This window comes from Micromonospora sp. SD12 (genome assembly GCF_052068495.1).
Taxonomy (GTDB): Bacteria; Actinomycetota; Actinomycetes; order Mycobacteriales; family Micromonosporaceae; genus Micromonospora; species Micromonospora echinofusca.
The window spans coordinates 459,222-484,394 of sequence record NZ_JBQHDF010000002.1 but is presented as its reverse complement, the minus strand read 5'-3'; the positions used below and the strand labels follow the sequence as shown (position 1 = coordinate 484,394).

The 25,173-nt window shown below is 71.9% G+C and carries 21 protein-coding genes and 1 pseudogene; 18 read left to right on the top strand and 4 right to left on the bottom strand.

The features are described from left to right. The first annotated feature begins 40 nt into the window (after positions 1-40). Positions 41-952 (top strand): sulfate adenylyltransferase subunit CysD, encoded by a 912-nt coding sequence (gene cysD, locus ACTMS2_RS05960; protein ID WP_089002098.1) that lies wholly within the window; start codon positions 41-43, stop codon positions 950-952. Continuing rightward, on the top strand, positions 952-2,277 hold the full coding sequence (locus ACTMS2_RS05955; protein WP_089002097.1) for a sulfate adenylyltransferase subunit 1: 1,326 nt from the start codon (positions 952-954) through the stop codon (positions 2,275-2,277). The genes cysD and ACTMS2_RS05955 overlap by 1 nt, the downstream gene beginning before the upstream one ends. 33 nt (positions 2,278-2,310) lie before the next feature. On the opposite strand, the pseudogene galK reads toward ACTMS2_RS05955, so the two are convergent. Together galK and galE are read right to left on the bottom strand one after the other, a co-directional pair. Continuing rightward, a pseudogene (gene galK / locus ACTMS2_RS05950) lies at positions 2,311-3,433 on the bottom strand (galactokinase). Beyond that, positions 3,430-4,413, bottom strand: coding sequence for a UDP-glucose 4-epimerase GalE (gene galE / locus ACTMS2_RS05945; protein ID WP_441174463.1), 984 nt, complete (start codon positions 4,411-4,413; stop codon positions 3,430-3,432). Before galE ends, galK begins: the two are co-directional and overlap by 4 nt. Before the next feature lie 175 nt (positions 4,414-4,588). Between galE and ACTMS2_RS05940 the strand changes: the two genes are divergently transcribed. From ACTMS2_RS05940 to ACTMS2_RS05915, 6 genes are all read left to right on the top strand, one after another. Further along, the gene (locus tag ACTMS2_RS05940; RefSeq protein WP_441174462.1) at positions 4,589-5,614 is read left to right on the top strand and encodes a hemolysin family protein; all 1,026 of its coding nucleotides are present in this window, start codon (positions 4,589-4,591) and stop codon (positions 5,612-5,614) included. 33 nt (positions 5,615-5,647) lie between these two features. Next, positions 5,648-6,673 (top strand): tryptophan--tRNA ligase, encoded by a 1,026-nt coding sequence (trpS, locus tag ACTMS2_RS05935; protein WP_441174461.1) that lies wholly within the window; start codon positions 5,648-5,650, stop codon positions 6,671-6,673. A 46-nt stretch (positions 6,674-6,719) separates the two neighbouring features. Further along, positions 6,720-7,277, top strand: coding sequence for a 2'-5' RNA ligase family protein (locus tag ACTMS2_RS05930; RefSeq protein ID WP_441174460.1), 558 nt, complete (start codon positions 6,720-6,722; stop codon positions 7,275-7,277). Positions 7,278-7,393: 116 nt separating this feature from the next. Beyond that, positions 7,394-8,317: a YihY/virulence factor BrkB family protein gene (locus ACTMS2_RS05925; protein ID WP_441174459.1), complete on the top strand. Its 924-nt coding sequence runs from the start codon at positions 7,394-7,396 to the stop codon at positions 8,315-8,317. 14 nt (positions 8,318-8,331) lie between these two features. After that, positions 8,332-8,700, top strand: a complete 369-nt coding sequence (locus ACTMS2_RS05920) for a GntR family transcriptional regulator (RefSeq protein ID WP_357715802.1) — start codon at positions 8,332-8,334, stop codon at positions 8,698-8,700. Between the two features lie 103 nt (positions 8,701-8,803). Continuing rightward, entirely contained in the window at positions 8,804-9,244 is a 441-nt protein-coding gene (locus ACTMS2_RS05915; protein ID WP_441174458.1) for a hypothetical protein, read from the top strand. 157 nt (positions 9,245-9,401) lie between these two features. Here ACTMS2_RS05915 and ACTMS2_RS05910 read toward each other — a convergent pair whose 3' ends face one another. Beyond that, positions 9,402-11,036, bottom strand: coding sequence for a glycoside hydrolase family 13 protein (locus ACTMS2_RS05910; protein WP_441174457.1), 1,635 nt, complete (start codon positions 11,034-11,036; stop codon positions 9,402-9,404). A gap of 186 nt (positions 11,037-11,222) precedes the next feature. Beyond that, complete coding sequence (locus tag ACTMS2_RS05905; RefSeq protein ID WP_441174456.1) at positions 11,223-12,311, bottom strand: LacI family DNA-binding transcriptional regulator; 1,089 nt, start codon at positions 12,309-12,311, stop codon at positions 11,223-11,225. Between the two features lie 200 nt (positions 12,312-12,511). Here ACTMS2_RS05905 and ACTMS2_RS05900 point away from each other — a divergent pair, with 200 nt between their 5' ends. The 10 genes from ACTMS2_RS05900 to ACTMS2_RS05855 all read left to right on the top strand — a co-directional run bounded on the left by ACTMS2_RS05900 (position 12,512) and on the right by ACTMS2_RS05855 (position 25,139). Continuing rightward, entirely contained in the window at positions 12,512-13,765 is a 1,254-nt protein-coding gene (locus ACTMS2_RS05900; protein WP_357715794.1) for a sugar ABC transporter substrate-binding protein, read from the top strand. After that, positions 13,765-15,405, top strand: coding sequence for an ABC transporter permease subunit (locus ACTMS2_RS05895; protein WP_441174454.1), 1,641 nt, complete (start codon positions 13,765-13,767; stop codon positions 15,403-15,405). The genes ACTMS2_RS05900 and ACTMS2_RS05895 overlap by 1 nt, the downstream gene beginning before the upstream one ends. Beyond that, positions 15,402-16,298 (top strand): sugar ABC transporter permease, encoded by an 897-nt coding sequence (locus ACTMS2_RS05890; RefSeq protein WP_441174453.1) that lies wholly within the window; start codon positions 15,402-15,404, stop codon positions 16,296-16,298. Before ACTMS2_RS05895 ends, ACTMS2_RS05890 begins: the two co-directional genes overlap by 4 nt. Positions 16,299-16,441: 143 nt before the next feature. Continuing rightward, positions 16,442-18,253, top strand: coding sequence for a glycoside hydrolase family 13 protein (locus ACTMS2_RS05885; protein WP_441174451.1), 1,812 nt, complete (start codon positions 16,442-16,444; stop codon positions 18,251-18,253). A 74-nt stretch (positions 18,254-18,327) separates the two neighbouring features. Continuing rightward, the gene (locus ACTMS2_RS05880) at positions 18,328-18,669 is read left to right on the top strand and encodes a hypothetical protein (protein WP_441174450.1); all 342 of its coding nucleotides are present in this window, start codon (positions 18,328-18,330) and stop codon (positions 18,667-18,669) included. Positions 18,670-18,946: 277 nt separating this feature from the next. Beyond that, positions 18,947-20,011, top strand: a complete 1,065-nt coding sequence (locus ACTMS2_RS05875; protein ID WP_441174671.1) for a BMP family lipoprotein — start codon at positions 18,947-18,949, stop codon at positions 20,009-20,011. A gap of 171 nt (positions 20,012-20,182) precedes the next feature. Then, positions 20,183-21,814 (top strand): ABC transporter ATP-binding protein, encoded by a 1,632-nt coding sequence (locus tag ACTMS2_RS05870; RefSeq protein ID WP_441174669.1) that lies wholly within the window; start codon positions 20,183-20,185, stop codon positions 21,812-21,814. After that, positions 21,811-23,136, top strand: a complete 1,326-nt coding sequence (locus ACTMS2_RS05865) for an ABC transporter permease (RefSeq protein ID WP_441174449.1) — start codon at positions 21,811-21,813, stop codon at positions 23,134-23,136. The genes ACTMS2_RS05870 and ACTMS2_RS05865 overlap by 4 nt, the downstream gene beginning before the upstream one ends. 3 nt (positions 23,137-23,139) lie before the next feature. Beyond that, positions 23,140-24,420 (top strand): ABC transporter permease, encoded by a 1,281-nt coding sequence (locus tag ACTMS2_RS05860; RefSeq protein ID WP_441174447.1) that lies wholly within the window; start codon positions 23,140-23,142, stop codon positions 24,418-24,420. 14 nt (positions 24,421-24,434) lie between these two features. Next, positions 24,435-25,139: a cytidine deaminase gene (locus ACTMS2_RS05855; RefSeq protein WP_363893431.1), complete on the top strand. Its 705-nt coding sequence runs from the start codon at positions 24,435-24,437 to the stop codon at positions 25,137-25,139. Positions 25,140-25,173 lie beyond the last annotated feature (34 nt).

Genomic DNA, 25,173 nt, shown 5'->3' with positions numbered 1-25,173 from the left:
GGAATACGATGAGCGGATTCGAGCGAAGCGAGCCCGTGTCATGACCGCCCCCGCCGCCTACCAGGTGTCGCACCTCGACGCGCTGGAGGCCGAGAGCATCTTCGTGATGCGCGAGGTGGTCGCCGAGATGGAGCGGCCGGTGCTGCTCTTCTCGGGCGGCAAGGACTCGATCGTCATGCTCCGGCTGGCCCAGAAGGCGTTCGCCCCGGCCAACGTGCCGTTCCCGGTCATGCACGTGGACACCGGGCACAACTTCCCCGAGGTCCTGGAATACCGGGACCAGCGGGTCGCCGAGCTGGGGCTGCAACTGGTGGTGGCGAGCGTGCCGGAGGCGCTGGCCCGCGGGCTGGTGCGCGAGTCGGCCGACGGGATGCGCAACCGGATCCAGACGCCGGTGCTGCTGGACGCGGTGGAGAAGCACCGCTTCGACGCGCTCTTCGGCGGCGCCCGCCGCGACGAGGAGAAGGCCCGGGCCAAGGAGCGGGTGTTCAGCTTCCGCGACGAGTTCGGCCAGTGGGACCCGAAGAACCAGCGTCCGGAGCTGTGGGCGCTCTACAACGGCCGCCACCACCCGGGCGAGTCGATCCGGGTCTTCCCGCTGTCCAACTGGACCGAGCTGGACGTCTGGCACTACATCGCCCGCGAGCGCATCGCCCTGCCGTCGATCTACTACGCCCACGAGCGTGAGGTGGTCGAGCGCGACGGGATGCTCTACGCGGTCAACGAGTTCTTCCGGCCCCGGGCGGGTGAGGACCGGTTCAAGGCGCGGGTGCGCTACCGGACGGTGGGCGACGCGTCCTGCACCGCCGCCGTGCGCTCCGACGCCGACACGGTCGAGAAGGTCATCGAGGAGGTCGCCGCCACCCGGATCACCGAGCGCGGCGCGACCCGCGGCGACGACCGGGTCAGCGAGGCCGCCATGGAGGACCGCAAGCGGGAGGGCTACTTCTGATGACCACCGAGACCGTCCCGCCGGCCGACGCGAGCCCGACGGACGCCCGGGCCGTGCCGGAGCCCCGGCCGATGGACCTGCTGCGCTTCGCCACCGCCGGCAGCGTCGACGACGGCAAGTCGACCCTGATCGGCCGGCTGCTCTACGACACGAAGTCGCTCTTCACCGACCAGCTCGCCGCCGTCGAGGCGGTCAGCGCCGCGCGGGGCGACGAGTACACCAACCTGGCGCTGCTCACCGACGGCCTGCGGGCGGAGCGCGAGCAGGGCATCACCATCGACGTGGCGTACCGCTACTTCGCCACGCCCCGGCGGAAGTTCATCATCGCGGACACCCCCGGGCACATCCAGTACACCCGCAACATGGTGACCGGGGCGTCGACGGCCGACCTGGCGCTGATCCTGGTGGACGCCCGCAAGGGCCTGGTCGAGCAGTCCCGCCGGCACGCGTTCCTCTGCTCGCTGCTGCGGGTGCCGCACCTGGTCCTCTGCGTCAACAAGATGGACCTGGTCGACTTCTCGCAGGAGGTCTTCGAGCGGATCGCCGACGAGTTCACCGCGTTCGCCGCGAAGCTCGACGTGCCCGACCTGACGGTGGTGCCGGTCTCGGCGCTGCGTGGCGACAACATCGTCACCCGGTCGGAGAACATGCCCTGGTACGAGGGCCCGTCGCTGCTGCACCACCTGGAGCGGGTGCACATCGCCAGCGACCGCAACCTGGTCGACGTGCGCTTCCCGGTGCAGTACGTGATCCGCCCGCAGTCGACCACCGTCACCGACTACCGGGGCTACGCCGGCCAGGTCGCCTCCGGCGTGCTCAAGCCGGGCGACGAGGTGATGGTGCTGCCGTCCGGCTTCACCAGCCGGATCGCCGCCGTGGAGACCGCCGACGGGCCGGTCGCGGAGGCGTTCCCGCCGATGTCGGTGACCGTACGCCTCGAAGACGAGATCGACATCTCCCGGGGCGACATGATCTGCCGGCCGAACAACGCCCCGGCGGTGTCCCAGGACATCGAGGCGATGGTGTGCTGGATGGACGAGACCCGCCCGCTCCAGGTCGGTGGGAAGTACGCCATCAAGCACACCACCCGCTCGGCGCGGGCGATCGTGCGCGGCCTGCACTACCGGCTGGACATCAACTCGCTGCACCGCGACGAGTCCGCGGGCGGGCTGGGGCTCAACGAGATCGGCCGGGTGCGGCTGCGGACGACCGTGCCGCTGCTCGCGGACGAGTACCGCCGCAACCGCACCACCGGCGGCTTCGTGATCATCGACGAGTCCACCAACCGCACCGTCGGCGCGGGGATGATCGTCGAAGCGCAGTGACCCCCACGGTGGGCGGGTGACCGCCCACCGTGGTCAGTCCAGCCGGGTGGCGCCCGGGCCGGGCAGGACGGTGACGTGGCCGGGCGCGGCGAAGCCCCGCTCGGCGTACGCGGCCGTGACGGCGGCGGCGACCCCGTCGGCCCGTTCCGCGTCGACGAGGGCGAGGACGCAGCCGCCGAACCCGCCGCCGGTCATCCGGGCGCCGAGCGCCCCGGCGGCCAGGGCCGCCTCGACGGCCGTGTCGATCTCCGGGACGGTGATCTCGAAGTCGTTCCGCATCGAGGCGTGCGAGGCGGTCAGCAGCGGCCCGATCTCGCGTACCCGGCCGGCGCGCAGCAGCGCGACGGTGTCGAGCACGCGCTGGTTCTCGGTTACGACGTGCCGCACCCGGCGGCGGGTCTCGTCCTCGTCGAGCCGGGCCAGGGCGTCGGCCAGCCCGTCGGCGGGGACGTCGCGCAGCGCCGCGACGCCGAGCAGCCCGGCGGCCCGCTCGCAGGAGCCGCGGCGGGCGGCGTACTCGCCGTCGGCGTGCCGGTGCGGGGCCCGGCTGTCGACGACCAGCACGGCGAGGCCGGCGGCGTCCAGGTCGAACGGGACCTGCTCGACGGACTCGTCGCGGCAGTCCAGGAAGAGCGCGTGCCCGGCGCGACAGCGGATCACCGCCGACTGGTCCATGATGCCGGTCGGCGCGCCCACGTAGTCGTTCTCGGCGCGCTGGGCCAGCCGGGGCCGTCGCTCGGCGGGCAGGTCCAGCCCGCCCAGGTCGACCAGGGCGGCCAGCACGGCGGCCTCCAGTGCCGCCGAGGAGGACAGCCCGGCGCCCAGGGGCACGTCGGAGGCGATCGCCAGGCGGGCGCCGGGCACCGCGTGCCCCGCCTCCCGCAGCGCCCAGACGACCCCGGCCACGTACGCGCCCCAGCCGGTGACCCGGCCGGGCCCGGCGACCTCCTCGGCGCCGAAGGTGATCGTCTCGCCGGTCAGCTCCGAGCGGACCGTCCAGGTGTCGCCGGGCTGCGGGGCGGCTGCCACCACCGTGCGCAGCGGCAGGCTCGCCGATGAGGTTCGCCCGCCCGGGAGCCGCCCAGCGGCCGGCGGGCGGCTCGCCGTACGCCGAGTGGAAGTCGGCGGTGGCGCGGGCCGCGACGTCGTCGGTCACCGTGGCCCCGCGACGTGCGTGCGGTAGAACGCCCAGGCGTCGGCGACGATGTCGGGCAGGGTCGGCTTGCGCGGCACCCAGCCCAGCTCCTCGCGGGCCAGCGCGGACGACGCGACCAGCTCGGCGGGATCGCCCTCGCGGCGCGGCGCGACCTCGACCGGCACGGGGTGCCCGGTGACCTCGCGGACCACGTCGACCACCTGGCGGTTGGTGAAGCCGTTGCCGTTGCCCAGGTTGTAGATCCGGTGCTGCCCGCCGGTCGCCGCGTCGAGCGCGAGCAGGTGGGCGCGGGCGAGGTCGGCGACGTGGATGTAGTCGCGCACGCAGGTGCCGTCGACGGTCGGGTAGTCGTCGCCGAAGAGCTGGAGCTTCTCCCGCCGGCCGGCGGCCACCTCCAGCGCGATCGGGATGAGGTGGGTCTCCGGGTCGTGCCGTTCGCCGAGCGCGACGTCGCCGTCGAGGTACGCCCCGGCGACGTTGAAGTAGCGCAGCGAGACGGCGGCCAGGTTGTGCCCGATCGCCTCGGAGGTGAGGGCCATGTCGACGGCGAGCTTGGTGGCGCCGTACGTGTTCGTCGGGGCCTTCACCGCCGTCTCGGGGATCGGCAGCTCGGTGGGGTTGCCGTAGACGGCGGCGGTGGAGGAGAAGACCAGGCGGGGCACGCCGGCGGCCCGGACGGCGTCGATCAGGGCGATCGAGCCGACGGTGTTGGTGTGCCAGTAGAGCTCGGGCCGGGTCATCGACTCGCCCGCGGCGATCAGCGCGGCGAAGTGCAGCACCCCGTCGAAGCCCGCGCCGGGGGTGAGCACCCGCGCGGCGTCGTGGACGGGCGCGTCGACGTGCGTCGCGTCGGGGGCGAGCGCCTCGCGGTGGCCGGTGCGCAGGTCGTCGAGCACCACGACCTCGTGGCCGGCGTCGAGCAGCATCCGGGTCACCACGCTGCCGATGAAGCCGGCGCCGCCGGTGACGAGCAGTTTCACGTCGGTCTCCTCCTGCCTGGCCGTCCGGTGGCGGCCCGTGTCGTGATCACCCTACGGCCGGCCGGCCGGTGCCCGCCCCGCGTCGGCCACCTTGTGATTCCATCATGATTCCACAACTTCGAACAGAGCCGAACACGGGCTGCCCGCGGGCCCGGCGCTGTCTACCATCACTGTCATGCGGGAAGCGGGTGCTCCCGGGTTGCGGCGACGCGCCCGGAGCCGGCCACGCCGCGAGCCGGGGCCGTTGCCCCGGGCCGTCGCCCGGATCGTGGTGCGCGCCGCCGACGCCGCCACCCGCGCGGTGACGGCGCTGCTCGGCGCCAGCCCGGCGGCCGGCCGGGAGCGGATCAGCGAGGCGGAGCTGCGCGACCTGGTCGCCGCCAACACCCTGCTCGACCCGGTCGAGCGGCGGATCATCGACGAGGTGCTGGTCGCGGGCGCGAGCCTGGTCCGCGAGGTGATGATGCCGCGCACCGAGGTCGTCTTCCTCTCCGCCCGGCTCACCATCGCCGAGGCGGAGCGGATGGTGCGGGCCGAGACCCACACCCGCTACCCGGTCATCGACGGCACCCACGACGACGTGGTCGGCTTCGTGCACCTGCGCGACGTGCTGCTCCGCCCGGACGTCGACCCCTGCACCACCGTCGGCGAGCTGACCCGGGAGGTGAAGCGGCTGCCCGGCAGCAAACGGGTGCTCGCCGCGCTCAGCGAGATGCGCCGGGAGCGCCACCACCTCGCCGTGGTCGTCGACGAGTACGGCGGCACCGCCGGCATCGTCACCCTGGAGGACCTGATCGAGGAGCTGATCGGGGAGATCCACGACGAGTACGACACCGATCCCGACCCGGTGCACGCCGGCCTGCCCGCCGTGGTGGACGGCCGGCTCAACCTCGCCGACTTCGCCGAGCACACCGGGGTGCGCCTGCCACCCGGCCCGTACGAGACGGTCGGCGGCTTCGTGATGGCCGCGCTGGGCCGGCTCCCCGTCGCCGGCGACGAGGTGCCGGTGACCGTCGGCCCGCCCGGCGACGGCGGCGCGGAACCCGACGACCCGCCCGACGGCTGGCTGCTGCGGGTGCTCACGCTGGAGGGACGGCGGGTGGCCCGGCTCACCGTCTCCGCCGGGCGCCTGCCGGAGCCGCGGCGCGAGATCACCGCCCCCGCGCCGGTGGGGCGGAACCGACCCGCCGGCCCGTCATGACGCGCACCGGGTCTTGCTGACAGAATTGCCGCCATGTCCGACGTTCCCGCCCGCCCCCGCGTCTTCTCCGGCATCCAGCCGACAGCCGACTCGTTCCACCTCGGCAACTACCTGGGCGCCGTGCGGCACTGGGTGGCGTTGCAGGACACCCACGACGCCTACTACTGCGTGGTCGACCTGCACGCGATCACGGCGGGGCACGACCCGAAGACGCTCACGCAGCGCTCCCGGATGGCCGCCGCGCAGCTCTTCGCCGTCGGCCTCGACCCCGAGCGCAGCACGCTCTTCGTGCAGTCGCAGGTGCCCGAGCACTCGCAGCTCGCCTGGGTGCTGGGCTGCATCACCGGCTTCGGCGAGGCGAGCCGGATGACGCAGTTCAAGGACAAGTCGCAGAAGCAGGGCGGCGAGCGGGCGAGCGTCGGCCTGTTCACCTACCCGATCCTCCAGGCCGCCGACATCCTGCTCTACCAGGCCAACGCCGTGCCGGTCGGCGAGGACCAGCGCCAGCACCTGGAGCTCTCCCGCGACCTGGCCCAGCGGTTCAACTCGCTGTTCGGGCCGACCCTGACGGTGCCCGCGCCGCACATCGTCAAGGACACCGCGAAGATCACCGACCTCCAGGACCCGACGGCCAAGATGTCGAAGTCGTCCTCGTCGCCGGCCGGCATCGTCAACCTGCTGGAGGATCCGGCCCGCTCGGCCAAGAAGATCCGCTCCGCGGTCACCGACACCGGGCGGGAGATCGTCTTCGACACCGAGACCAAGCCGGGCGTCTCCAACCTGCTGACCATCTACTCCGCGCTGAGCGGGCGGAGCGTCGACGACCTGGTCGCCGCGTACGCCGGCAAGGGCTACGGCGACCTCAAAAAGGACCTCGGCGAGGTGGTGCGGGAGTTCGTCGGCCCGATCCAGGAGCGCACCAAGGCCTACCTCGACGACCCGGCGCAGCTCGACAAGCTGCTCGCCGCCGGCGCGGAGAAGGCCCGCGTGCTCGCCGGCGCGACGCTGCGCACCGTGTACGAGCGGGTGGGCTTCTTCCCGCCGGTGCGCGGCGAGTAGCGCCCCGGCGCGACGGGTGAGGGCGGACGGGTCGGTGGCCGGAGGGATGACGCACAGCGTGGATCGCAGGGACGGGGCGCCGGACGCCGGCGACACCATCGAGATCGGCATCGCCGTCGACATCCCCGAACCGTGGGGCGGCCTGCTCACCCGGCGGCGGGTCGAGGCCGGCGACCCCCGGGTCGTCCCCGCCCACGTGACCCTGCTCGGGCCGACCGAGATCCCGGTGGCGACGTTGCCGGCGGTGGAACGGCACCTCGGCGCGGTCGCCGCCGCCCACCTGCCCTTCACCCTGCACCTGCGGGGCACCGGCACGTTCCGCCCGGTGACCCAGGTCGTCTTCGTGGCGGTGGCCGCCGGGATCAGCGAGTGCGAACTGCTCGCCGCCGCGATCAGGGCCGCCCCCGAGCTGCACCGCGAGACACGCTTCCCCTACCACCCGCACGTCACGGTCGCCCAGGACGTCGCGCCGGAGGCGCTGGACCGGGCGTACGAGGACCTGGCCGACTTCTCGGCCATGTTCGAGGTCGAGGCGTTCACCCTCTTTTCGCACAGCGGGCAGACCCGGTGGCAGCCGCGCCGGGACTTCCGGCTGGGCGGCTGAGCGGTCGCCCGGGTGCGCCACGGCGTCGACGCCGGCTCCCGCCGTACGACCGCCGCCCGGCGCGGGCCGGCGCCCGGTTGCCCGCGCGGCGGCGGAAGATCGGCGAGGATGACGGCGTGAACGTGCTGGGCCGCATCGAGGCGGGCATCGACCGCCGGATCAGCGCCACCCGCCGCCGGTGGGGCGCCGCCGACCACCTCTGGCGGGCCGGCGTGCTCTACAACGACGTGCTGGGCGGGCGGCTGGCCGCCGCGATCGCCTACTACGGCTTCTTCGCGGTCTTCGCGCTGGCGCTGGTCGGGTACTCGATCTTCGGGGCCATCCTGGAGGACAACGACGAGGTCAGCGCGGCCGCCGCGGACTTCCTCCGGGAGAACCTGCCGTTCCTCGATCCGGTGCAGATCGCCGACAGCAGCGGCACGGTCGGGGTGATCGGCCTGATCATCCTCGCGTTCACCGGAGTCGGCTGGGTGGAGGCGATCCGGTCCTCCCAGCGGCTCATGTACGGGCTCAACCAGCAGCCCGGCAACCTGGTGGTCCGCCGCCTGGTCGACCTCGGCGTGCTGGTGGTCATCTTCGTGCTGCTCGGCGTCTCGGTGGCGGCGGTGGACGCCCTGGAGTCGCTGCTGCGGTTCCTGCTGCGCAGCACCGGCTCGGTCGGCCTGACCACGGTCAGCGCGGTGCTCAGCGTGGTGGTCAACGCGGTGCTGGCCACCCTGCTGCTGGTGGCGGTGCCGAGGCTGCGGATGAGCCGGTCCCGGCTGCGCCCGGTGGTGCTGCTGGTCGCGGTCGGCATCACGCTGCTGAACACCGTCGGGCGCTTCTACGTGGTGCGCACCGAGCGGAACCCGGCGTACACGGTGGTGGCGGGCGCCGTGGGGCTGCTGCTCTACCTCTACCTGCTCAACCAGCTGGTGCTCTTCGGCGCGGCGCTGGCCGCGACCAGCCCACGCGGTCGGGTGGTGGACCTGGCGGCGGCTCCGGGGCCGGTCGACCCGGACGCGGACACGGACCCGGGCACCCCGGGCGGGGCCGGATGAGTGGGGGAGCGGGCGTGCGGATCACGGTCGACCAGGGCTCGGCGGTGCCGCCGTACGAGCAGGTGCGCGGGCAGCTCGCGGAGCTGATCGGGACGGGCCGGTTGGCGGTGGGCACCCGGCTGCCGACCGTCCGTCGGTTCGCGGCCGACCTCGGGCTGGCGGTCAACACGGTGGCCCGGGCCTACCGGGAGCTGGAGGCGGCCGGTCTGCTGGAGACCCGGGGCCGGCACGGCACCTTCGTCGCGCCCGGACGCGACGACGCGTCGGACCGGTTGCAGCGGGTGGCGGCCGAGTACGCCGCCGAGGCCGCCCGGCTGGGCGTACCGCCCGCGACGGCGCTGGCCCTGGTCCGCGCGGCGTTGGACGCGGCGCGACCGGCCTGACGGTGCCGGCGACCCCGGGTCGGGGCGCCGGCGACCCGCGCGCGGTAGGTGGAATGGCGGGAATGACTCCCCGGGTGCCCGGCGCCACGGACATGATGGGCGCGTGGGCGCACTCGTGACACTGGACCTGCCGGACGACTCGCCGATGCTCGGCCTGCCGTGGATCATCACCTTCGGCCCGCTCGGCGACGCCGACGAGTGGGAGCCGGTGGTCTGCGGCCCCTACGAGCGGCCGCACGCCCTCGCGCTGGCCGAGTCGATCGTCGCCGAGGAGCAGCTGATGGCGGTCGTCGAGCCGCTGCTGCCGGCGGTCTCGGCTGAGGAGATCCGGGGCGAGATCGCCGCGGCGCAGATCGCCGCCGAGGACGAGGCGGCGCAGCTCGACCAGGCCGATCTCTACGGCGACTTCGAGGACACCATCGACGAGGAGTTGGAGGCGGCGGCCGAGGAGGCCGACCGCGCGGAGCCGCTCGCCCCGCCCACCGAGGCCGAGCTGCGGGCCGGCTTCGGGCGCATCGCCGCCAAGCTCCCCGGCGGCGCCTGAACTGGTCCGGCCGGCGCATCCCGATGGACGCCGGCGCCACCGGAGCGGACTCCGGAGGCGCCGGCGCCACCTCACCCCCCACCACAAGGGGTCGGTAGCCCAGTCGCCCGTCGGCGCGGGGCACAACGGACGACCAGGTCGATGACGGGTTACCCGCTCAGCGCCGTTCGAACCAAGCGGCCGCGTCGACGCCGAGCAGGTGGCCGGAGCCCTGCCCGGTGAGCGGCTCGCTGGCGGCGATCGGTGCGCCGTACCCGTCGATCAGGGCCGGCGCACCGCTGATGTTGACCACGCAGGTCAGCACGGTGTCGCCGGCGGTGCGGCTGAAGGCGAGCACGCCCGGCCCGGCCTCCAACCAGGTGACTGCGCCCGCGTCGGCGGCCAGCGCCGGGTGCTCGCGGCGGATCCGCAGCGCGGTGCGGTAGAGCTCCAGCGTCGAGCCGGGCATGCCGGTCTGGGCGGCGACCGAGAGGGCACGCCAGGTGGCCGGGGCCGGCAGCCAGCTCAGCTCGCTGCCGGCCGGCCCGAAGCCGTAAGGGGCCAGCTCGCCGCTCCACGGGATCGGCACCCGGCAGCCGTCGCGGCTCTCGCCGGTGCGCAGGAACGCCGGGTCCTGGCGCAGCTCGTCCGGCAGGTCGAGCACCTCCGGCAGGCCCAGTTCCTCGCCCTGGTAGAGGTAGGCGCAGCCGGGCAGGGCGAGCATCAGCAGGGTGGCGGCGCGCGCCCGGCGCAGCCCCTCGGCGCCGTCGCCGTAGCGGGTCACGTGCCGCTGCTTGTCGTGGTTGGAGAGCACCCAGGTGGTGGGCGCGCCGACGATGGTCGACTCGGCGAGCGCGGTGTCGATGACCTTGCGGAACGAGTCGGCGGACCAGGTCGCGTCGAGGAAGTCGAAGCTGAACGCCTGGTGCAGCTCGTCCGGGCCGATGTAGCGGGCGAGGCGCTGCGGGGTCTCGGCCCACGCCTCGGCGACCGCCATCCGGCCGCCCGGGTAGCTGTCCAGGATCGGCCGCCAGGCGCGGTAGATGTCGTGGACCTCGTCCTGGTCGAAGTAGGGGAGCCGGCCCTTGCCGAGCAGCTCCGCCTGGCGCTGGCCGGTGGTCATGGAGTTGAAACCGACGTCCGGCAGCCCCTCGGCCTTGATCATGCCGTGCGCCACGTCGATCCGGAAGCCGTCCACGCCCCGGTCGAGCCAGAAGCGCAGCACGCCCTCGAACTCGGCGCGTACCTCGGGGTGCCGCCAGTTCAAATCGGGCTGGGCCGGGTCGAACAGGTGCAGGTACCACTGGCCGTCGTCGATCCGCGTCCAGGCGGGGCCGCCGAAGATGCTCTCCCAGTCGTTCGGGGGCAGTTCGCCGTTCTCGCCCTTGCCCTCGGCGAAGAGGTAGCGCTCCCGCTCGGGGGAGCCGGGCCCGGCGGCCAGCGCCGCCTGGAACCACGGGTGCGCGCTGGAGGTGTGGTTGGGCACCAGGTCGACGATGATCCGTAGGCCGAGGGCGTGCGCGTCGGTGATCATGTTGTCGAAGTCCGCGAGGGTGCCGAACATCGGGTCGACGTCGCGGTAGTCGGCGACGTCGTACCCGCCGTCGATCATCGGGGAGGTGTAGAAGGGGGTCAGCCAGAGCGCGTCCACGCCGAGGTCGTGCAGGTACGGCAGGCGCTCCCGGATGCCCTGGAGGTCGCCGACGCCGTCGCCGTTGGAGTCGGCGAAGCTGCGTACGTAGACCTGGTAGACGACCGCGGAGCGCCACCAGTCGTCGTCGGAGGCCAGCGGCGAGGGGTTGCTGACGGTCATGGGTGGCGTTCCCCGTTCTGTGGCGCGGGAGGGCGGCACCCGAGCGCGGCGCGGGTGCGGGGGTGGTGTCTGAGCAGAATGCCGCTCGTTACTGCAAGAGTCAAGCATTCCTTGCGCAAGAAATGGCGTCGGTCACGCGGTGCCCCGAGAAAGCCCCGCTCGCGCGGGCCTTCCGGGGACGGGCGGTCAGGCCGTGACGGCGAGCGCGGGCGGGGCCGGGCGCTGCCGGGTCGGGCCGCCCGGGGCCGGGCGCGCGGCGCCGGTGGGGGCGACGGCGGTGGAGCCGCGCACGACCAGTTCCGGGCGGAAGACGTACTCCGAGTGCGGGGCGGCGTGCCCGTTGATCTCGTCCACCAGGGCCCGGACGGCGGCGACGGCCATCGCGGCCACCGGCTGCCGCATCGTGGTCAGCGGCGGGTCGGTGAAGGCCATCAGCGGGGAGTCGTCGTAGCCGACCACCGACAGCTCTCCCGGCACGGACATGCCGCGCTGCCGGGCGGCCCGGATCGCGCCGAGCGCCATCAGGTCGGAGCCGCAGACGATGCCCGTGACGCCCCGGTCCAGCAGCCGGGCGGCGGCGGCCTCGCCGCCCTCCACGCCGAACAGCGACAGCTCGGCCAGCTCGTCGAGGCCGGGCTCGTCGACCCCGACGAGCCGGCCCATCGCGGCCCGGAAGCCGGCCACCCGGCGCTGCACCGGCACGAACCGGTCCGGCCCGGTGATCAGGCCGATGCGGCGGTGCCCGAGCGCCACCAGGTGGGCCACGGCCAGCTCGGTGGCCTCGCCGTCGTCGCAGGAGACGAAGGGCGCGGGGATGCCGGGCGCGTACCCGTTGATCATCACGACGGGCAGCGGGCGGGCGATCAGGGCCCGGTAGCGGTCGTGGTTGGCGGCGGTGTCGGCGTGCAGGCCGGAGACGAAGACTATTCCGGAGACCTGCCGGTCGAGCAGCATCTCCACGTACTCGTCCTCGGTGACCCCGCCGGCGGTCTGGGTGCAGAGCACGGGGGTGAAGCCGCTCTGCGCCAGGGTCGACTCGATCACCTGGGCGAAGGCGGGGAAGATCGGGTTGTCGAGTTCGGGGACCACCAGGCCCACGAGGCCGGCGCTTCGCTTGCGCAGCCGGGCCGGGCGCTCGTAACCGAGCACATCGAGGGCGGTCAGTACGGCCTGCCGGGTCTCGGGGGCCACTCCCGGGCGGTCGTTGAGCACCCGCGACACCGTGGCCTCGCTGACTTCGGCCTGTTGGGCGATGTCGGACAGTCGAGCGCGCATGGCCGCACTTTAGCTCAAAGGCAAGTTCTTGCGTACACTTCTGCAAGCCCTTCCATTCTCTGCAACCTCTTGCTAACGTCCCCGCAACACGCGAGAGCAGCGGCGCAGCACGCCCGGCGCCGGTTGGCAAGAAAATTACAGAGCTTCCACTGGCGGGATCGCCCCTCCCCCGGCGGGCCGCCATGACGACAGGAGTACCGATGCGCATCCGTACCGCGGGTGTGGTCGCCGTCCTCGGCCTGGCGCTCGCCGCCTCCGGCTGTGGTGGCGACAGCAACGACGAGCCGGCCGCGAACGAGTCCAGCAAGGCCGCCACCGGCGGCAAGCTGGTGATCTGGGCCGACGACAAGCGCGCCGCCGCCCTCAAGCCGTTCGGCGAGAAGTTCGGCCAGGAGAACGGCGTCACGGTCGAGGTCCAGGCCGTCTCCAAGGACCTCCAGACCAACTTCGTCACCGCCTCCCAGCAGGGCAGCGGCCCGGACGTCGTGGTCGGCGCGCACGACTGGATCGGCAACCTGGTGCAGAACGGCGCCATCGACCCGGTCCAGCTCGCCGCCGAGCAGAAGAGCGCCTTCAACGAGACCGCCGTCAAGGCCGTGACCTTCAACGGCCAGCTCTACGGCGTGCCCTACGCCATGGAGAACCTGGCGCTGATCCGTAACACCGAGCTGGCCCCCGAGGCGCCGAAGACCATCGAAGAGCTGGTCGCGACCGGCAAGAAGCTCAAGGCCGAGAAGAAGGCCAGCGAGATCCTCTGCCTCCAGTCCGGCCAGAACGGCGACGCGTACCACATCTACCCGCTCTACACCTCGGCCGGCGGCTACCTCTTCGGTACCAGCGCCAACGGCGACTACGACCCGAAGGACCTGGGCGTGGGCAAGCCGGAGTCGATCGCGGCGTTCCAGAAGATCGCCAAGCTGGGTGAGAAGGGCGAGGGTGCGCTGAAGCGCTCCATCACCGGCGAGAACTCCATCGCCACCTTCACCGGCAAGAAGTGCGCCTTCCTGGTCTCCGGCCCGTGGGCCATCGCCGACGCCAAGAAGGCCAACATCAAGTACGACATCTCCCCGGTCCCCGGCTTCGCCGGTGGCAAGGAGGCCCAGCCGTTCGTGGGCGTCCAGTCCTTCTACGTCGCGTCCAAGGGCCAGAACAAGGCCCTGGCGCAGGAGTTCGTCGCGAACCACGTGACCACCCCGGACCTCGCCGTGGCGCTCTACAACGCCGAGCCGCGTCCCCCGGCGCTGACCGCCGCGCTGGACCAGGTCAAGGGCAGCGACCCGGACCTGGCCAAGTTCCAGGAGGCCGGCAAGAACGGCCAGGTGCTCCCGGCGATCCCGGCCATGGCCGCGATCTGGGACCCGTTCGGCAAGGCGGAGGCCGCCATCATCGGCGGCGCCGACCCGGCCAAGACGATCACCGCAGCCGGTAAGACGATCGCCGGCCAGATCAAGTAATGAGCACGTCGTCATCCGGCCCGGGGGCTGCCACGCAGGCCCCGGGCCGGGGGCCCGTACGGTCCGGGTCCCCGCGCAAGTCCCGTACCGCGCGGAACCACGCGCCGATCACCCTGACCGGCCTGCTCGTCAAGGTGGTCCTGCTCGGCCTCGTGGCCGGGATCGCGGTCTGGGCGGCCTTCCCGCTCATCGAGGCCGAGCTCTGGGTCGGGTTGGCGATCCTGCTGGCGACCACCGCCGGACTCTTCTACCTCTACCTGACCCCCCGGCACATCCCCGTCAAGTACCTGATCCCGGGCACGCTCTTCCTGGTGGCGTTCCAGATCATCCCGGTGCTCTACACCGCCAGCACCGCCTTCACGAACTTCGGCGACGGCCACCGGGGCAGCAAGGACGACGCCATCGTCGCCATCCAGAGCGGCTCGGTGACGCAGGTCCCCGGCTCGACCCAGTACCCGCTGACCGTCGCCACCAAGGGCGACCCGGCCACCGGCGCGCTGGTCTTCCTGGTCACCGACCCGCAGACGAATACGGTCTCCGTCGGCGACACCGAGGGCCTGCGCCCGCTCGACGCCGGCAGCGTCACCGTCGCGCCGGGCGGCAAGGTCACCGCCGCCGACGGCTACCAGATCCTCAACTTCGGCGAGGCCAGCAAGCGGAGCAAGGACATCACCGACCTGGTGGTGCCGACCTCCGGGGGCGCGCTGCGCTCGTCCGGCCTGTCGCGTGCCTACGAGGGCAAGGCGGTCCGGGCGTACGACGCGGGCTGCGACTGCATCCGCGACAGCGAGACCGGAAAGACCTGGACCGCCGACGGGGAGGTCGGCTCCTTCGTCGCCGCCGACGGCGAGACCCTGGCCCAGGGCTGGCAGGTCAACGTCGGGCTGCGGAACTTCGCCAGCGTGCTCACCGACCCGGCCATCTCCGGCCCGTTCTTCAGCACGCTGATCTGGAACTTCGCCTTCGCGCTCGGCTCCACCGGCTTCACGTTCCTGCTCGGCATGGGCATCGCGCTGGCGCTGCACTCGCCCCGGATGCGGGGCACGAACTTCTACCGGGTGTTGCTGATCCTGCCCTACGCCATGCCGTCCTTCGCGATGCTGCTGGTCTGGCGGGACATGTTCAACACCGACTTCGGCCTGATCAACAACCTGTTCGGGCTGGGAGTGGACTGGTTCGGTGAGACCTGGTCGGCCCGGCTCGCGGTGCTGCTGGTGCAGCTCTGGCTCGGCTATCCGTACATGTTCCTGGTGACCACCGGCGCGTTGCAGGCCATCCCACGCGAGTTGACCGAGGCCACCTCGGTCGACGGGGCGTCGCCGTTCCAGTCGTTCCGCGCGGTGACCATGCCGCTGCTGCTGGTGGCGATCTCGCCGCTGCTGATCGCGTCCTTCGCGTACAACTTCAACAACTTCAACGCGATCCAGTTCGTCACCGAGGGTGGACCGTTCCCGGCGGACAACCCGACGGCCGGCGCCACCGACCTGCTGATCACCTACACCTACCGGCTGGCCTTCGGCGCCCAGGGCGCCGAGTACGGCCTGGCCGCCGCTGTCTCGATCTTCATCTTCGCGATCGTGGCGACGGTGTCGGCGATCAGCTTCTCCCGGACCCGCAAGCAGGAGGAGGTGTACTCGTGAGCACCCGCACGGACGCGCCCGTCGCCAACCGCAACGCGGCCGGACGGAGGAACCGCTGGTTCGCCCAGGTGGGATGGCGGCACCTGGTCGGCATTCTGGCGGTGGCGTTCAGCCTCTTCCCGATCCTGTTCGTCGTCTCGGCGGCACTCAACCCGCTCGGCACGCTCTCCTCCACGGAGCTGCTGCCGACCGGCGCCTCGCTGGAAAACTTCACCAACCTCTTCGAGCGGACGGCCTTCGCCCGCTGGTTCCTCAACTCGCTGCTCCTGGCGGGGGTGGCCAGCTTCGCGTCGATCTTCCTGTCGGCGCTGGCGGCGTACGCCTTCTCCCGGATGCGGTTCGCCGGCCGTCGCGTCGGACTGCTCTCCCTGCTGCTGATCCAGATGTTCCCGCAGTTCCTGGCGATCGTGGCGATCTTCCTGATCTTCACGAAGGTCACCGAACTGTGGCCGGTGATCGGCTTCAACACCCCGTGGGGCCTCTTCCTGCTCTACATGGGTGCCGCCCTCGGCGCGAACACCTGGCTGATGAAGGGCTTCTTCGACACGCTGCCGAAGGAGCTGGACGAGTCGGCCACCATGGACGGCGCCTCGCACGCCCAGGTCTTCTTCCGGATCATGCTGCCGCTGGTGGCGCCGATCCTGGCGGTGACCGGCCTGCTCGCCTTCATCGGTTCGATCAACGAGTTCGTGATCGCCAACGTGTTCCTCACGAACACCAACTCGAAGACCCTCGCGGTCGGAATGTTCGGGCTGGTGGCCGGCGAGCGCAACAACAACTTCGGGATCTTCGCGGCGGGCACCCTGCTCACCGCCATCCCGACGGTGCTGGTGTTCCAGCTCCTCCAGCGCTACATCGTCAACGGCCTCACGGCCGGGGCGGTCAAGGGCTGAGCCTCCTCGGCTCACCGCTGCGGCAAGGGCGTCGGCGTCCGACGTACACCGGAGCAGTCACGGATCGACCGCCGCGGCCGGGCAACCGGCCGCGGCGGGAGACCCCTTTCTCTCCCAGTCCGACCGACGCGAAAGGCGCCACCATGTCCCTGTTGCCGCACCACGACGGTTCCGCCCTGTACGTGCCCGAGCAGGAGCCCGCCCTCGGCGACGTCGTCGACGTCTTCGTCCGGGTGCCGGCCGGCGCCGACGTCCGGCAGGTGCACGTGCGCACCACCGGCGACGGCGAGCCCCGCTTCACCGAGGCGGTCGTCGACCGCACCGACGGCGGCGACGTCTGGTGGCGGGTCCCCGTCGAGGCCCGCAACCCGGTCAGCAACTACCGGTTCATGCTCACCGGCAGCCGCGGCTACCGCTGGCTGAACGCTGCCGGCCTGGTGCACCACGACGTGCCCGACAACGGCGACTTCAAGCTGGTCACCCACGCGCCGCCGCCGGCCTGGGCCCGCGACGCGGTGATCTACCAGATCTTCCCCGACCGGTTCGCCCGTTCCGCCGCCGCCGAGGGTCGCGAACTGCCGGACTGGGCCATCCCGTGCGACTGGGACACCCCGGTGATCGGGCGCGGGCCCGAGACGCCCCGGCAGTTCTACGGGGGAGACCTGGACGGCGTCACCGGGCGGCTGGACCACCTGGACCGGCTCGGGGTGAACACCGTCTACCTGACCCCGATCTTCCCGGCCCGCTCCAACCACCGCTACGACGCGGCCAGCTTCGACACCGTCGACCCGCTGCTCGGCGGGGACGCCGCCCTGGCCCGCCTCGCCGACGCCGTACGCGCCCGGGGCTGGCGGCTGCTCGGCGACATCACCAGCAACCACACCGGCGACGCGCACGAGTGGTTCACCAGGGCTGCCTCCGACGTGTCCGCGCCCGAGCGGGAGCTGTACTACTTCGACGAGGTCTCCGGTGACTACGAGTCCTGGAACGGGGTCAGGTCGCTGCCCAAGCTGAACTGGGGAAGCGCCGAGCTGCGTCGGCGCTTCGCCACCGCCGACGACTCGCTGCTGCGCCGCTGGCTGCGCCCGCCGTACGGGCTGGACGGCTGGCGGGTGGACGTGGCGAACATGACCGGGCGGCGCGGCGCCGACGCGTACACCCACGAGGTGGCGGCGCTGCTGCGCGAGGTGGTCGCCCGGACCCGGGCCGACGCCCTGCTGATGGCCGAACACGGCCACGACCACACCGGCGACCTCGACCGGAACGGCTGGCACGGCACGATGAACTACGTCGGCTTCACCGACCCGCTCTGGTCCTGGCTGCGCCACGGCGACCAGCCCGTGCCGAACTTCCTCGGTACCCCGGGCGGGGTGCGCCGGCGGGACGCGGGCGCGGTGCTCGCCACCATGAACGCCTACCGCTCGCTGATCTCCTGGCGGTCGTACACCCACTCGTGGCAGCTGCTCGGGTCGCACGACTCCGCCCGGATCCGCACGGTGGTCGGCGACGCCGCCCGGCAGGAGGTCGCCGCCGGCCTGCTCGCCACCATGCCCGGCACCCCGATGATCTTCGCCGGCGACGAGCTGGGCCTGACCGGTACCAACGGCGAGGGCTCGCGTACCCCGATGCCGTGGCACCGGCCCGAGAGCTGGGACGCCGCGACGTTCGCCGCGTACCGCGCTCTGGTCGCGCTGCGCCGCGCGGAGCCCGCGCTGCGCCACGGCGGCCTGCGCTGGCTGCACGCCGACGCGGACACGCTGGTCTTCCTGCGCGAGGCGCCGATCGGCACGGTGCTGGTGCTGGCCCGCCGCGCCGCCGGCGAGCCGCTGCGCCTGAGCGGGCTGCGGCCGGCGGAGAACCTGTACGGCGGTGCCCCCGCCCTGCGGCCCGACGCCGACGGCGCGGTCACCCTCCCGGCGGACGGCCCCACCTTCCAGGCGTGGCGCCTGACCTGACGGCCGGGTAGCGGGGCGGAACCCCTACCCGCCCCGCTACTACGATCCGTCGTTGATGGGGGAGGATGGTGGGCGTGGAAGCTCTGAGACTGATACTTCGCTACGTCCATCTGATCGGTTTCGCCCTGCTGCTCGGCGGCGCGATCGTCCAGTACGTCAGCGGGAAGCTGCGGATCAACCCACCCATGCTGTGGGGGTCCGTGATCATGCTGGCGACCGGGATCGGCCTCTCCGCGCCGCTGCGCGACGGCGACGAGCCGGCCCCCGCGAAACTTGTTACCAAGTTGGTGCTCGCCATCCTGATCTTCGTCATGGTGTTCTTTTCCCGGAAGCGTGACGTGGTCAACCGTGGGCACTTCCTGGCAATCGTCGGGTTGACCCTGGTCAACGCGGCGGTGGCCGTCTTCTGGCGGTAACGTCACCGGCAGGGGGTGGCGTGCAGAACCGGACGTTCCGCGACGCCCCGCCGCGCATCTACCAGCACCGAGAGTGATCTGCCCCACCTAAGGGTTACGTAGGGGTAACAGGCACTCAACAGTCGTGCACGATTGTCGGCCGGTGGGTGGGCGCGGGCGTACGCTCCCGTCCGTAACGTGGGACGCCGGCGGCGCAGCGCAGGCCGGCTCAAAGGGCTGCCACCGTGCAGGACGCGGTGTGCAATGGGAAGGAGACGTCTTGCGCTCGATGCGTGGGATGCGGATCGCCTCCGCCTTCGCGGTGGGTGGGCTCGTGCTGGGTGCCGCCGCGTGCGGTGAGGCCCCCGAGGAGAACAACAACGCCGGCAGCGGCGACAAGAAATACAGCGCCTGCATGGTGACCGACGTCGGCGGCATCGACGACAAGTCGTTCAACACCTCCGCCTGGAAGGGCCTGGAGGAGGCCAAGAAGGCCAACGACAAGATCGACATCAAGTACGTCGCGTCGAAGGCCGAGGCGGACTACGAGGTCAACCTGACCCAGTACGTCAACCAGAAGTGCGACTTCATCCTGGCCGTCGGTGGCCTGATGGGTGACGCCACCTCCAAGATCGCCAAGGCGAACCCGAACCAGCAGTTCGGCATCGTCGACGCGAAGGTCCCGGAGACCAACGTCTACCCGATGCAGTTCGACACCGCCCAGGCCGGCTTCCTCGCCGGTTACCTGGCCGCCGGCATGACCAAGAGCGGCACGGTGGGCACTTACGGCGGCCTGCCGATCCCGCCGGTCACCATCTTCATGGACGGCTACGCCGACGGCGTCGCGCACTACAACAAGACCAAGAGCAAGACGGTCAAGGTCGTCGGCTGGGACAAGGCCGCCCAGAAGGGCTCCTTCACCAACGACTTCGTCAAGCAGGACGAGGGCAAGAAGGTCAGCGACGCGCTGGTCGCCCAGGGCGCCGACATCATCATGCCGGTCGCCGGCGGCGCCGGCCTCGGCACCACCGGCGCGGCCAAGGCGTCGGGCGGCAAGTACAACACCATCTGGGTCGACGTCGACGGCTGCGAGAGCACCCAGGACTGCGCGGCGATCATCACCACCGTCGAGAAGAACATCCCGGACGCCGTCAAGGAGGCCGTCGTCAAGGCCGCCAACGGCGAGAAGCTGTCGGCCACCCCGGGCTACCTCGGCAACCTGTCGAACAACGGCGTCGGGCTCGCCCCGTACCACGAGTTTGACAGCAAGGTCCCGGCCGAGCTGAAGGCCGAGATCGACAAGCTGAAGGCGGACATCGCCGCCGGCACCGTCACCGTCACCTCCGCGGCCCAGCCGAAGTGAGGCTCCGCCGGCCGCCCGCGGTGAGACGATCACCCGGGTAGGCCGGCGAGCGGTACAGCACGACGATCCGGCCGCCCCGGCGTCGCGGGGAAACCCCCACGGCGCCGGGGCGGCCGATCCACACCCACCCGACGACGGCCCCGCGCCGCGAGCGGTACACCGGCAGCTACGCTGCACCATCGCTTCGCACTCCAGGAGGTTGCGCTGAGACTCGAACTGCGCGGCATCACCAAACGGTTCGGTGACCTGGTCGCCAACGACCACATCGATCTGACGGTGGAGCCTGGAGAGATCCACGCCCTGCTCGGCGAGAACGGCGCGGGTAAGTCGACCCTGATGAACGTGCTCTACGGGCTCTACCAGCCCGACGAGGGCGAGATCCTGGTCGACGGCGCGCCGCTGAAGCTGCGGGGCCCGTCCGACGCGATCGCGGCCGGGATCGGCATGGTGCACCAGCACTTCATGCTGGTGCCCGTCTTCACCGTGACCGAGAACATCATGCTCGGCGCCGAGCAGGTCCGGGGCGGCATCGCCGGCTTCCTGGACCGGCGTCGGGCCCGGCGCGAGGTCGCCGAGGTCTCGGAGCGGTACAACCTGCGGGTCGACCCGGACGCGGTGATCGAGGACCTGCCGGTCGGCATCCAACAGCGGGTGGAGATCGTCAAGGCGCTCACCCGCGACGTCGACCTGCTCATCCTCGACGAGCCGACGGCCGTGCTCACGCCGCAGGAGACCGAGGAACTGCTCACCGTAATGCGGTCGCTCAAGGCCGCCGGCAAGTCGATCGTCTTCATCACCCACAAGCTGGGCGAGGTCAAGGCCATCGCCGACCGGATCACCGTGATCCGGCGCGGGAAGACCGTCGGCACCGCCTCCCCCGAGGCGAGCCGGGACGAGTTGGCCGCGCTCATGGTCGGACGCAGCGTGCGGCTCACCGTCGACAAGGAGGCCGCCACCCCCGGCAAGCCGGTCCTGGAGGTCTCCGGCCTGGTCGTCGACGACGACCGGCAGGTCCGGGCGGTCGACGGGATCGACCTGACCGTGCACGCGGGCGAGGTGCTCGGCGTCGCGGGCGTGCAGGGCAACGGCCAGACCGAGCTGATCGAGGCGATCATGGGGCTGCGCCCGACGCTCGCCGGCACGGTCACGCTCGACGGGCAGCCGGTGCACGGCTGGTCGACCAAGAAGGTGCTCCGCGCGGGCGTCGGCTACGTGCCCGAGGACCGCAGCGTCGACGGCCTGGTCAAGGAGTTCTCCGTCGCGGAGAACCTGGTGCTCGACATCTACGACCGGCCGCCGTTCGGCAAGGGCCTGGCGTTGCAGCCGGACGCCATCGCGAAGTCGGCCAGGGAACGGATCGAGCAGTTCGACGTCCGCACCTCCTCGGCCGACGCGCCCGTCGGCACCCTCTCGGGCGGCAACCAGCAGAAGGTCATCGTGGCCCGTGAGCTGTCCCGGCCGCTGAAGCTCTTCATCGCCGCCCAGCCGACCCGCGGCGTCGACGTCGGGTCGATCGAGTTCATCCACAGCCAGGTCATCCGCGAGCGGGACGTCGGCACCGCCGTCATGGTGGTCTCCAGCGAGCTCGACGAGGTGATCGGCCTGGCCGACCGGATCGCGGTGATGTACCGCGGCCGGATCATCGGCATCGTCGGCCCCGACACCCCGCGCGAGGAGATCGGCCTGCTGATGGCCGGCATCACCCCCGACGCGGCCCCCGCCGCGGCGAACGGCACGACCCCGGCCGACGGCGGCGCGGCGGCCCCCGCCGCCGAGAGCCCTGGTAACGAGGACGAGGCATGACCAACCCGAACCCGGGCTCCCCGGACAAGGAGCCGGCCACCGAGGCGCACGCCGCGCAGGCCGCGCTCGGCAACACCGAGCGCGCCGAGACGGCCACCTCCCCGAAGGCCCCGGCCCCGGAGCCGAAGCCCTCGCTGGGCCGGCTGTTCCTGGACAACCTCTGGGCGGCCAACACCTTCACGGTGACTCTGCTGTCGCTGGTGCTGGCGATGGTGGTCGGCGCGATCCTGATGATCGTGTCCGACCCCGACGTGCTCGCCACCTACAGCTACATCACCGCCCGCCCGGCCGACGCGCTCAACGCGAGCTGGACGCTGGTCAGTGAGGCGTACGGGAACCTCTTCAAGGGCGCGGTCTTCGACCCGGACGCGGTCGGCTTCCAGGCGGCGATGAGCCCGATCTCCGAGACGCTCACCTATACCGCACCGCTGGTCTTCACCGGCCTGTCGGTGGCGCTGGCGTTCCGGGGCGGCCTGTTCAACATCGGCGCCCAGGGCCAGGCCGTCATGGGCGTGATCCTGGCCGCGCTGGCCGGCTTCCTGCTGCCGCTGCCGCCGGGCCTGCACCTGCTCGTCGCGGTGCTCGCCGGGGCGCTCGGCGGTGCGATCTGGGGCTTCATCCCGGGCATCCTCAAGGCGCGCACCGGCGCCCACGAGGTGATCAACACGATCATGCTCAACTACATCGCCACGTACTTCCTGACCTGGATCATCGTGCAGAACGGCGTCCAGGACCCGAACCGTACGGACGCGATCAGCCGGCCGGTCGACGGCTCGGCCCAGCTGCCCCGGCTGCTCGGCGACGGGCTCCGGGTGCACGCCGGCATCATCCTGGCGGTGCTGGCGACCTGGGCGGTCTGGTGGCTGCTGAACCGTTCCACGCTCGGCTTCGAGCTGCGCGCCGTCGGCGCCAACCCGGACGCCGCGCGGACCGCCGGCATCAGCGTCACCCGGACGTACGTCCTGATCATGGTCTTCGCCGGGATCCTGGCCGGCCTCGGCGGCTCCAACATGGTGCTCGGCTCCACCGCGAGCGCGCTGACCCCGCTGGTCGTCGCGCAGATCGGCTTCGACGGCATCCTGGTGGCGCTGCTCGGCCGGGTGAAGCCGTGGGGCGTCGCGCTGGCCGCGCTGCTCTTCGGCGCGCTCCAGGCCGGCGGCAACCGGATGCAGTCCTACTCGGGGATTTCGCTGGAGCTGGTCACCGTGCTCCAGGCGCTGATCGTCATCTTCATCGCCGCGCCGGCCCTGGTGAAGGCGATCTTCCAGCTCCGGGCCGCCCGCGCCGCCCGGTTGCAGACGAGCCTGGCGAAGGGCTGGTAACTCATGTCCACCATGGCTGTCGAAGACGTCGCGGTCGCCCCTGTGGACCAGGGCTTCTGGACCCGTACCCGCAAGGTCGGCGCAGTGCTGCTCGCTCTCGGCCTGCTGGCGACGGTGCTGTTCGGGGCGCTCGCCACCGGCGAGCAGGCCCGCTTCACCCTCAGCGAGGACGCCGCCGGCGCCGCCCTGAAGATCCACGGCACCCTCGGCGCGATCCTCTTCGGCCTCGTCGCGGTCGCCGCCGGCGTCGCGATGCTCGCCGGGCTGCCGAAGCGCTGGTTCACCGTAGTGCTCGGCGTCGGCCTGGTCGGCTTCGTGCTGTCGTTCCTCTGCTGGCAGGTCTCCGACGCGCCGGCGGGGCAGAACTTCATGCCGCTGGTCAACATCGTCCGGGGCACGTTCATCCTGGCCCTGCCGCTGGTCTTCGGCGCGCTGGCCGGTGTGCTCTGTGAGCGCTCCGGCGTGGTCAACGTGGCCATCGAGGGACAGTTGCTGATGGGCGCCTTCAGCGGCGCGCTCTTCGGCAGCCTCACCGGCAACGTCTGGGTGGGCCTGGTCGCGGCGGCGATCGGCGGCGCGTTCATCTCGCTGCTGCTGGCCGTCTTCTCGATCCGCTACCTGGTCGACCAGGTCGTCATGGGCATCGTGCTCAACCTGCTGGCCGTCGGCGTCACCGGCTTCCTCTACGAGCGGCTGATGCAGACCAACGCGCAGAAGTACAACAGCGCCCCCCGGTTCAGCAACTGGGAGATCCCGCTGCTGTCGGACATCCCGCTGCTCGGCCCGGCGCTGTTCCGGGGCAACATCTTCCTCTACCTCGGCCTGCTGCTGGTGCTGGTCATCCACATCGCGCTGTTCCGCACCCGGTGGGGTCTGCGGACCCGCTCGGTCGGCGAGCACCCCACCGCCGCCGACACCCTGGGCGTCAAGGTGCTCGGGCTGCGCTACCGCAACGTGCTGCTCGCCGGGGTGGTGGCCGGCATCGGCGGCGCCTCCTACACGCTGGCGCTCTACTCGTTCACCAAGAACATGATCGGCGGCAAGGGCTTCATCGCCCTCGCCGCGCTGATCTTCGGCCGGTGGAGCCCGACGGGGGCGTTGCTCGCGGCGCTCTTCTTCGGCTTCGCCGACCAGCTCGCCACCTACCTGGGCGCCATCAACAGCGCGATTCCGAGCCAGTTCCTCGCCATGCTGCCCTACCTGGCGACGATCCTGGCGGTGGCCGGACTGGTCGGCCGGGTCCGGGCACCGGCCGCCGACGGCAAGCCGTACATCAAGGGCTGACGGGGGAGTACCACATGGAGATCGACTGGGAGCGGCTGCGGGACGCCGCCACCGAGGTGATGCGGCACGCGTACGTGCCGTACTCGAAGTTCCCGGTCGGGGCGGCCGCGCTGGTCGACGACGGCCGGGTGGTGGTCGGCTGCAACGTGGAGAACGCCGCGTACGGCGTGGTGCTCTGCGCCGAGTGCGGCGTGGTCTCCTCGCTGCACGCCACCGGGGGCGGCCGGATCGTGGCCCTGTCCTGCGTCGACGCCACCGGCGAGCCGCTGATGCCGTGCGGCCGGTGCCGCCAGCTGCTCTGGGAGCAGGGCGGGCCGGAGTGCCTCATCGAGGCGAAGGGCGGCCCGCTGCGGATGGCCGAGCTGCTGCCGCACGCCTTCGACGTCGCCGACCTGGAGGCCGTGACCGGGGAGGCCCCGGTGCCCGTGGTGCCGGATCGGCTGGCCGCCTGGCGTGGGCGCGGCACGGTCTTCGTGCACCCCGACCTCTCCGCCGGCCAGCAGGTCTGGACGGCCTACTGGGAGCGGTCGGCGGGCGACGACGAGGGCGCCGAGACCGGCGTGCTGGAGGAGGGCCCGAGCTGGGGCGACCCGGCGGAGGCGATCACGTGGGGTCTGGCCCGTACGCCCCGGGTGGTGGTCGTGGACGCCTCGGGGGCGATCTTCTGGGCGGGCGAGGGTGAGCCGCCGATGGAGATTCCTGCCCGCTGGGGTGGTTGAGCTTAGAGCGGCTGGGGCCGACCGTGACCGGCTC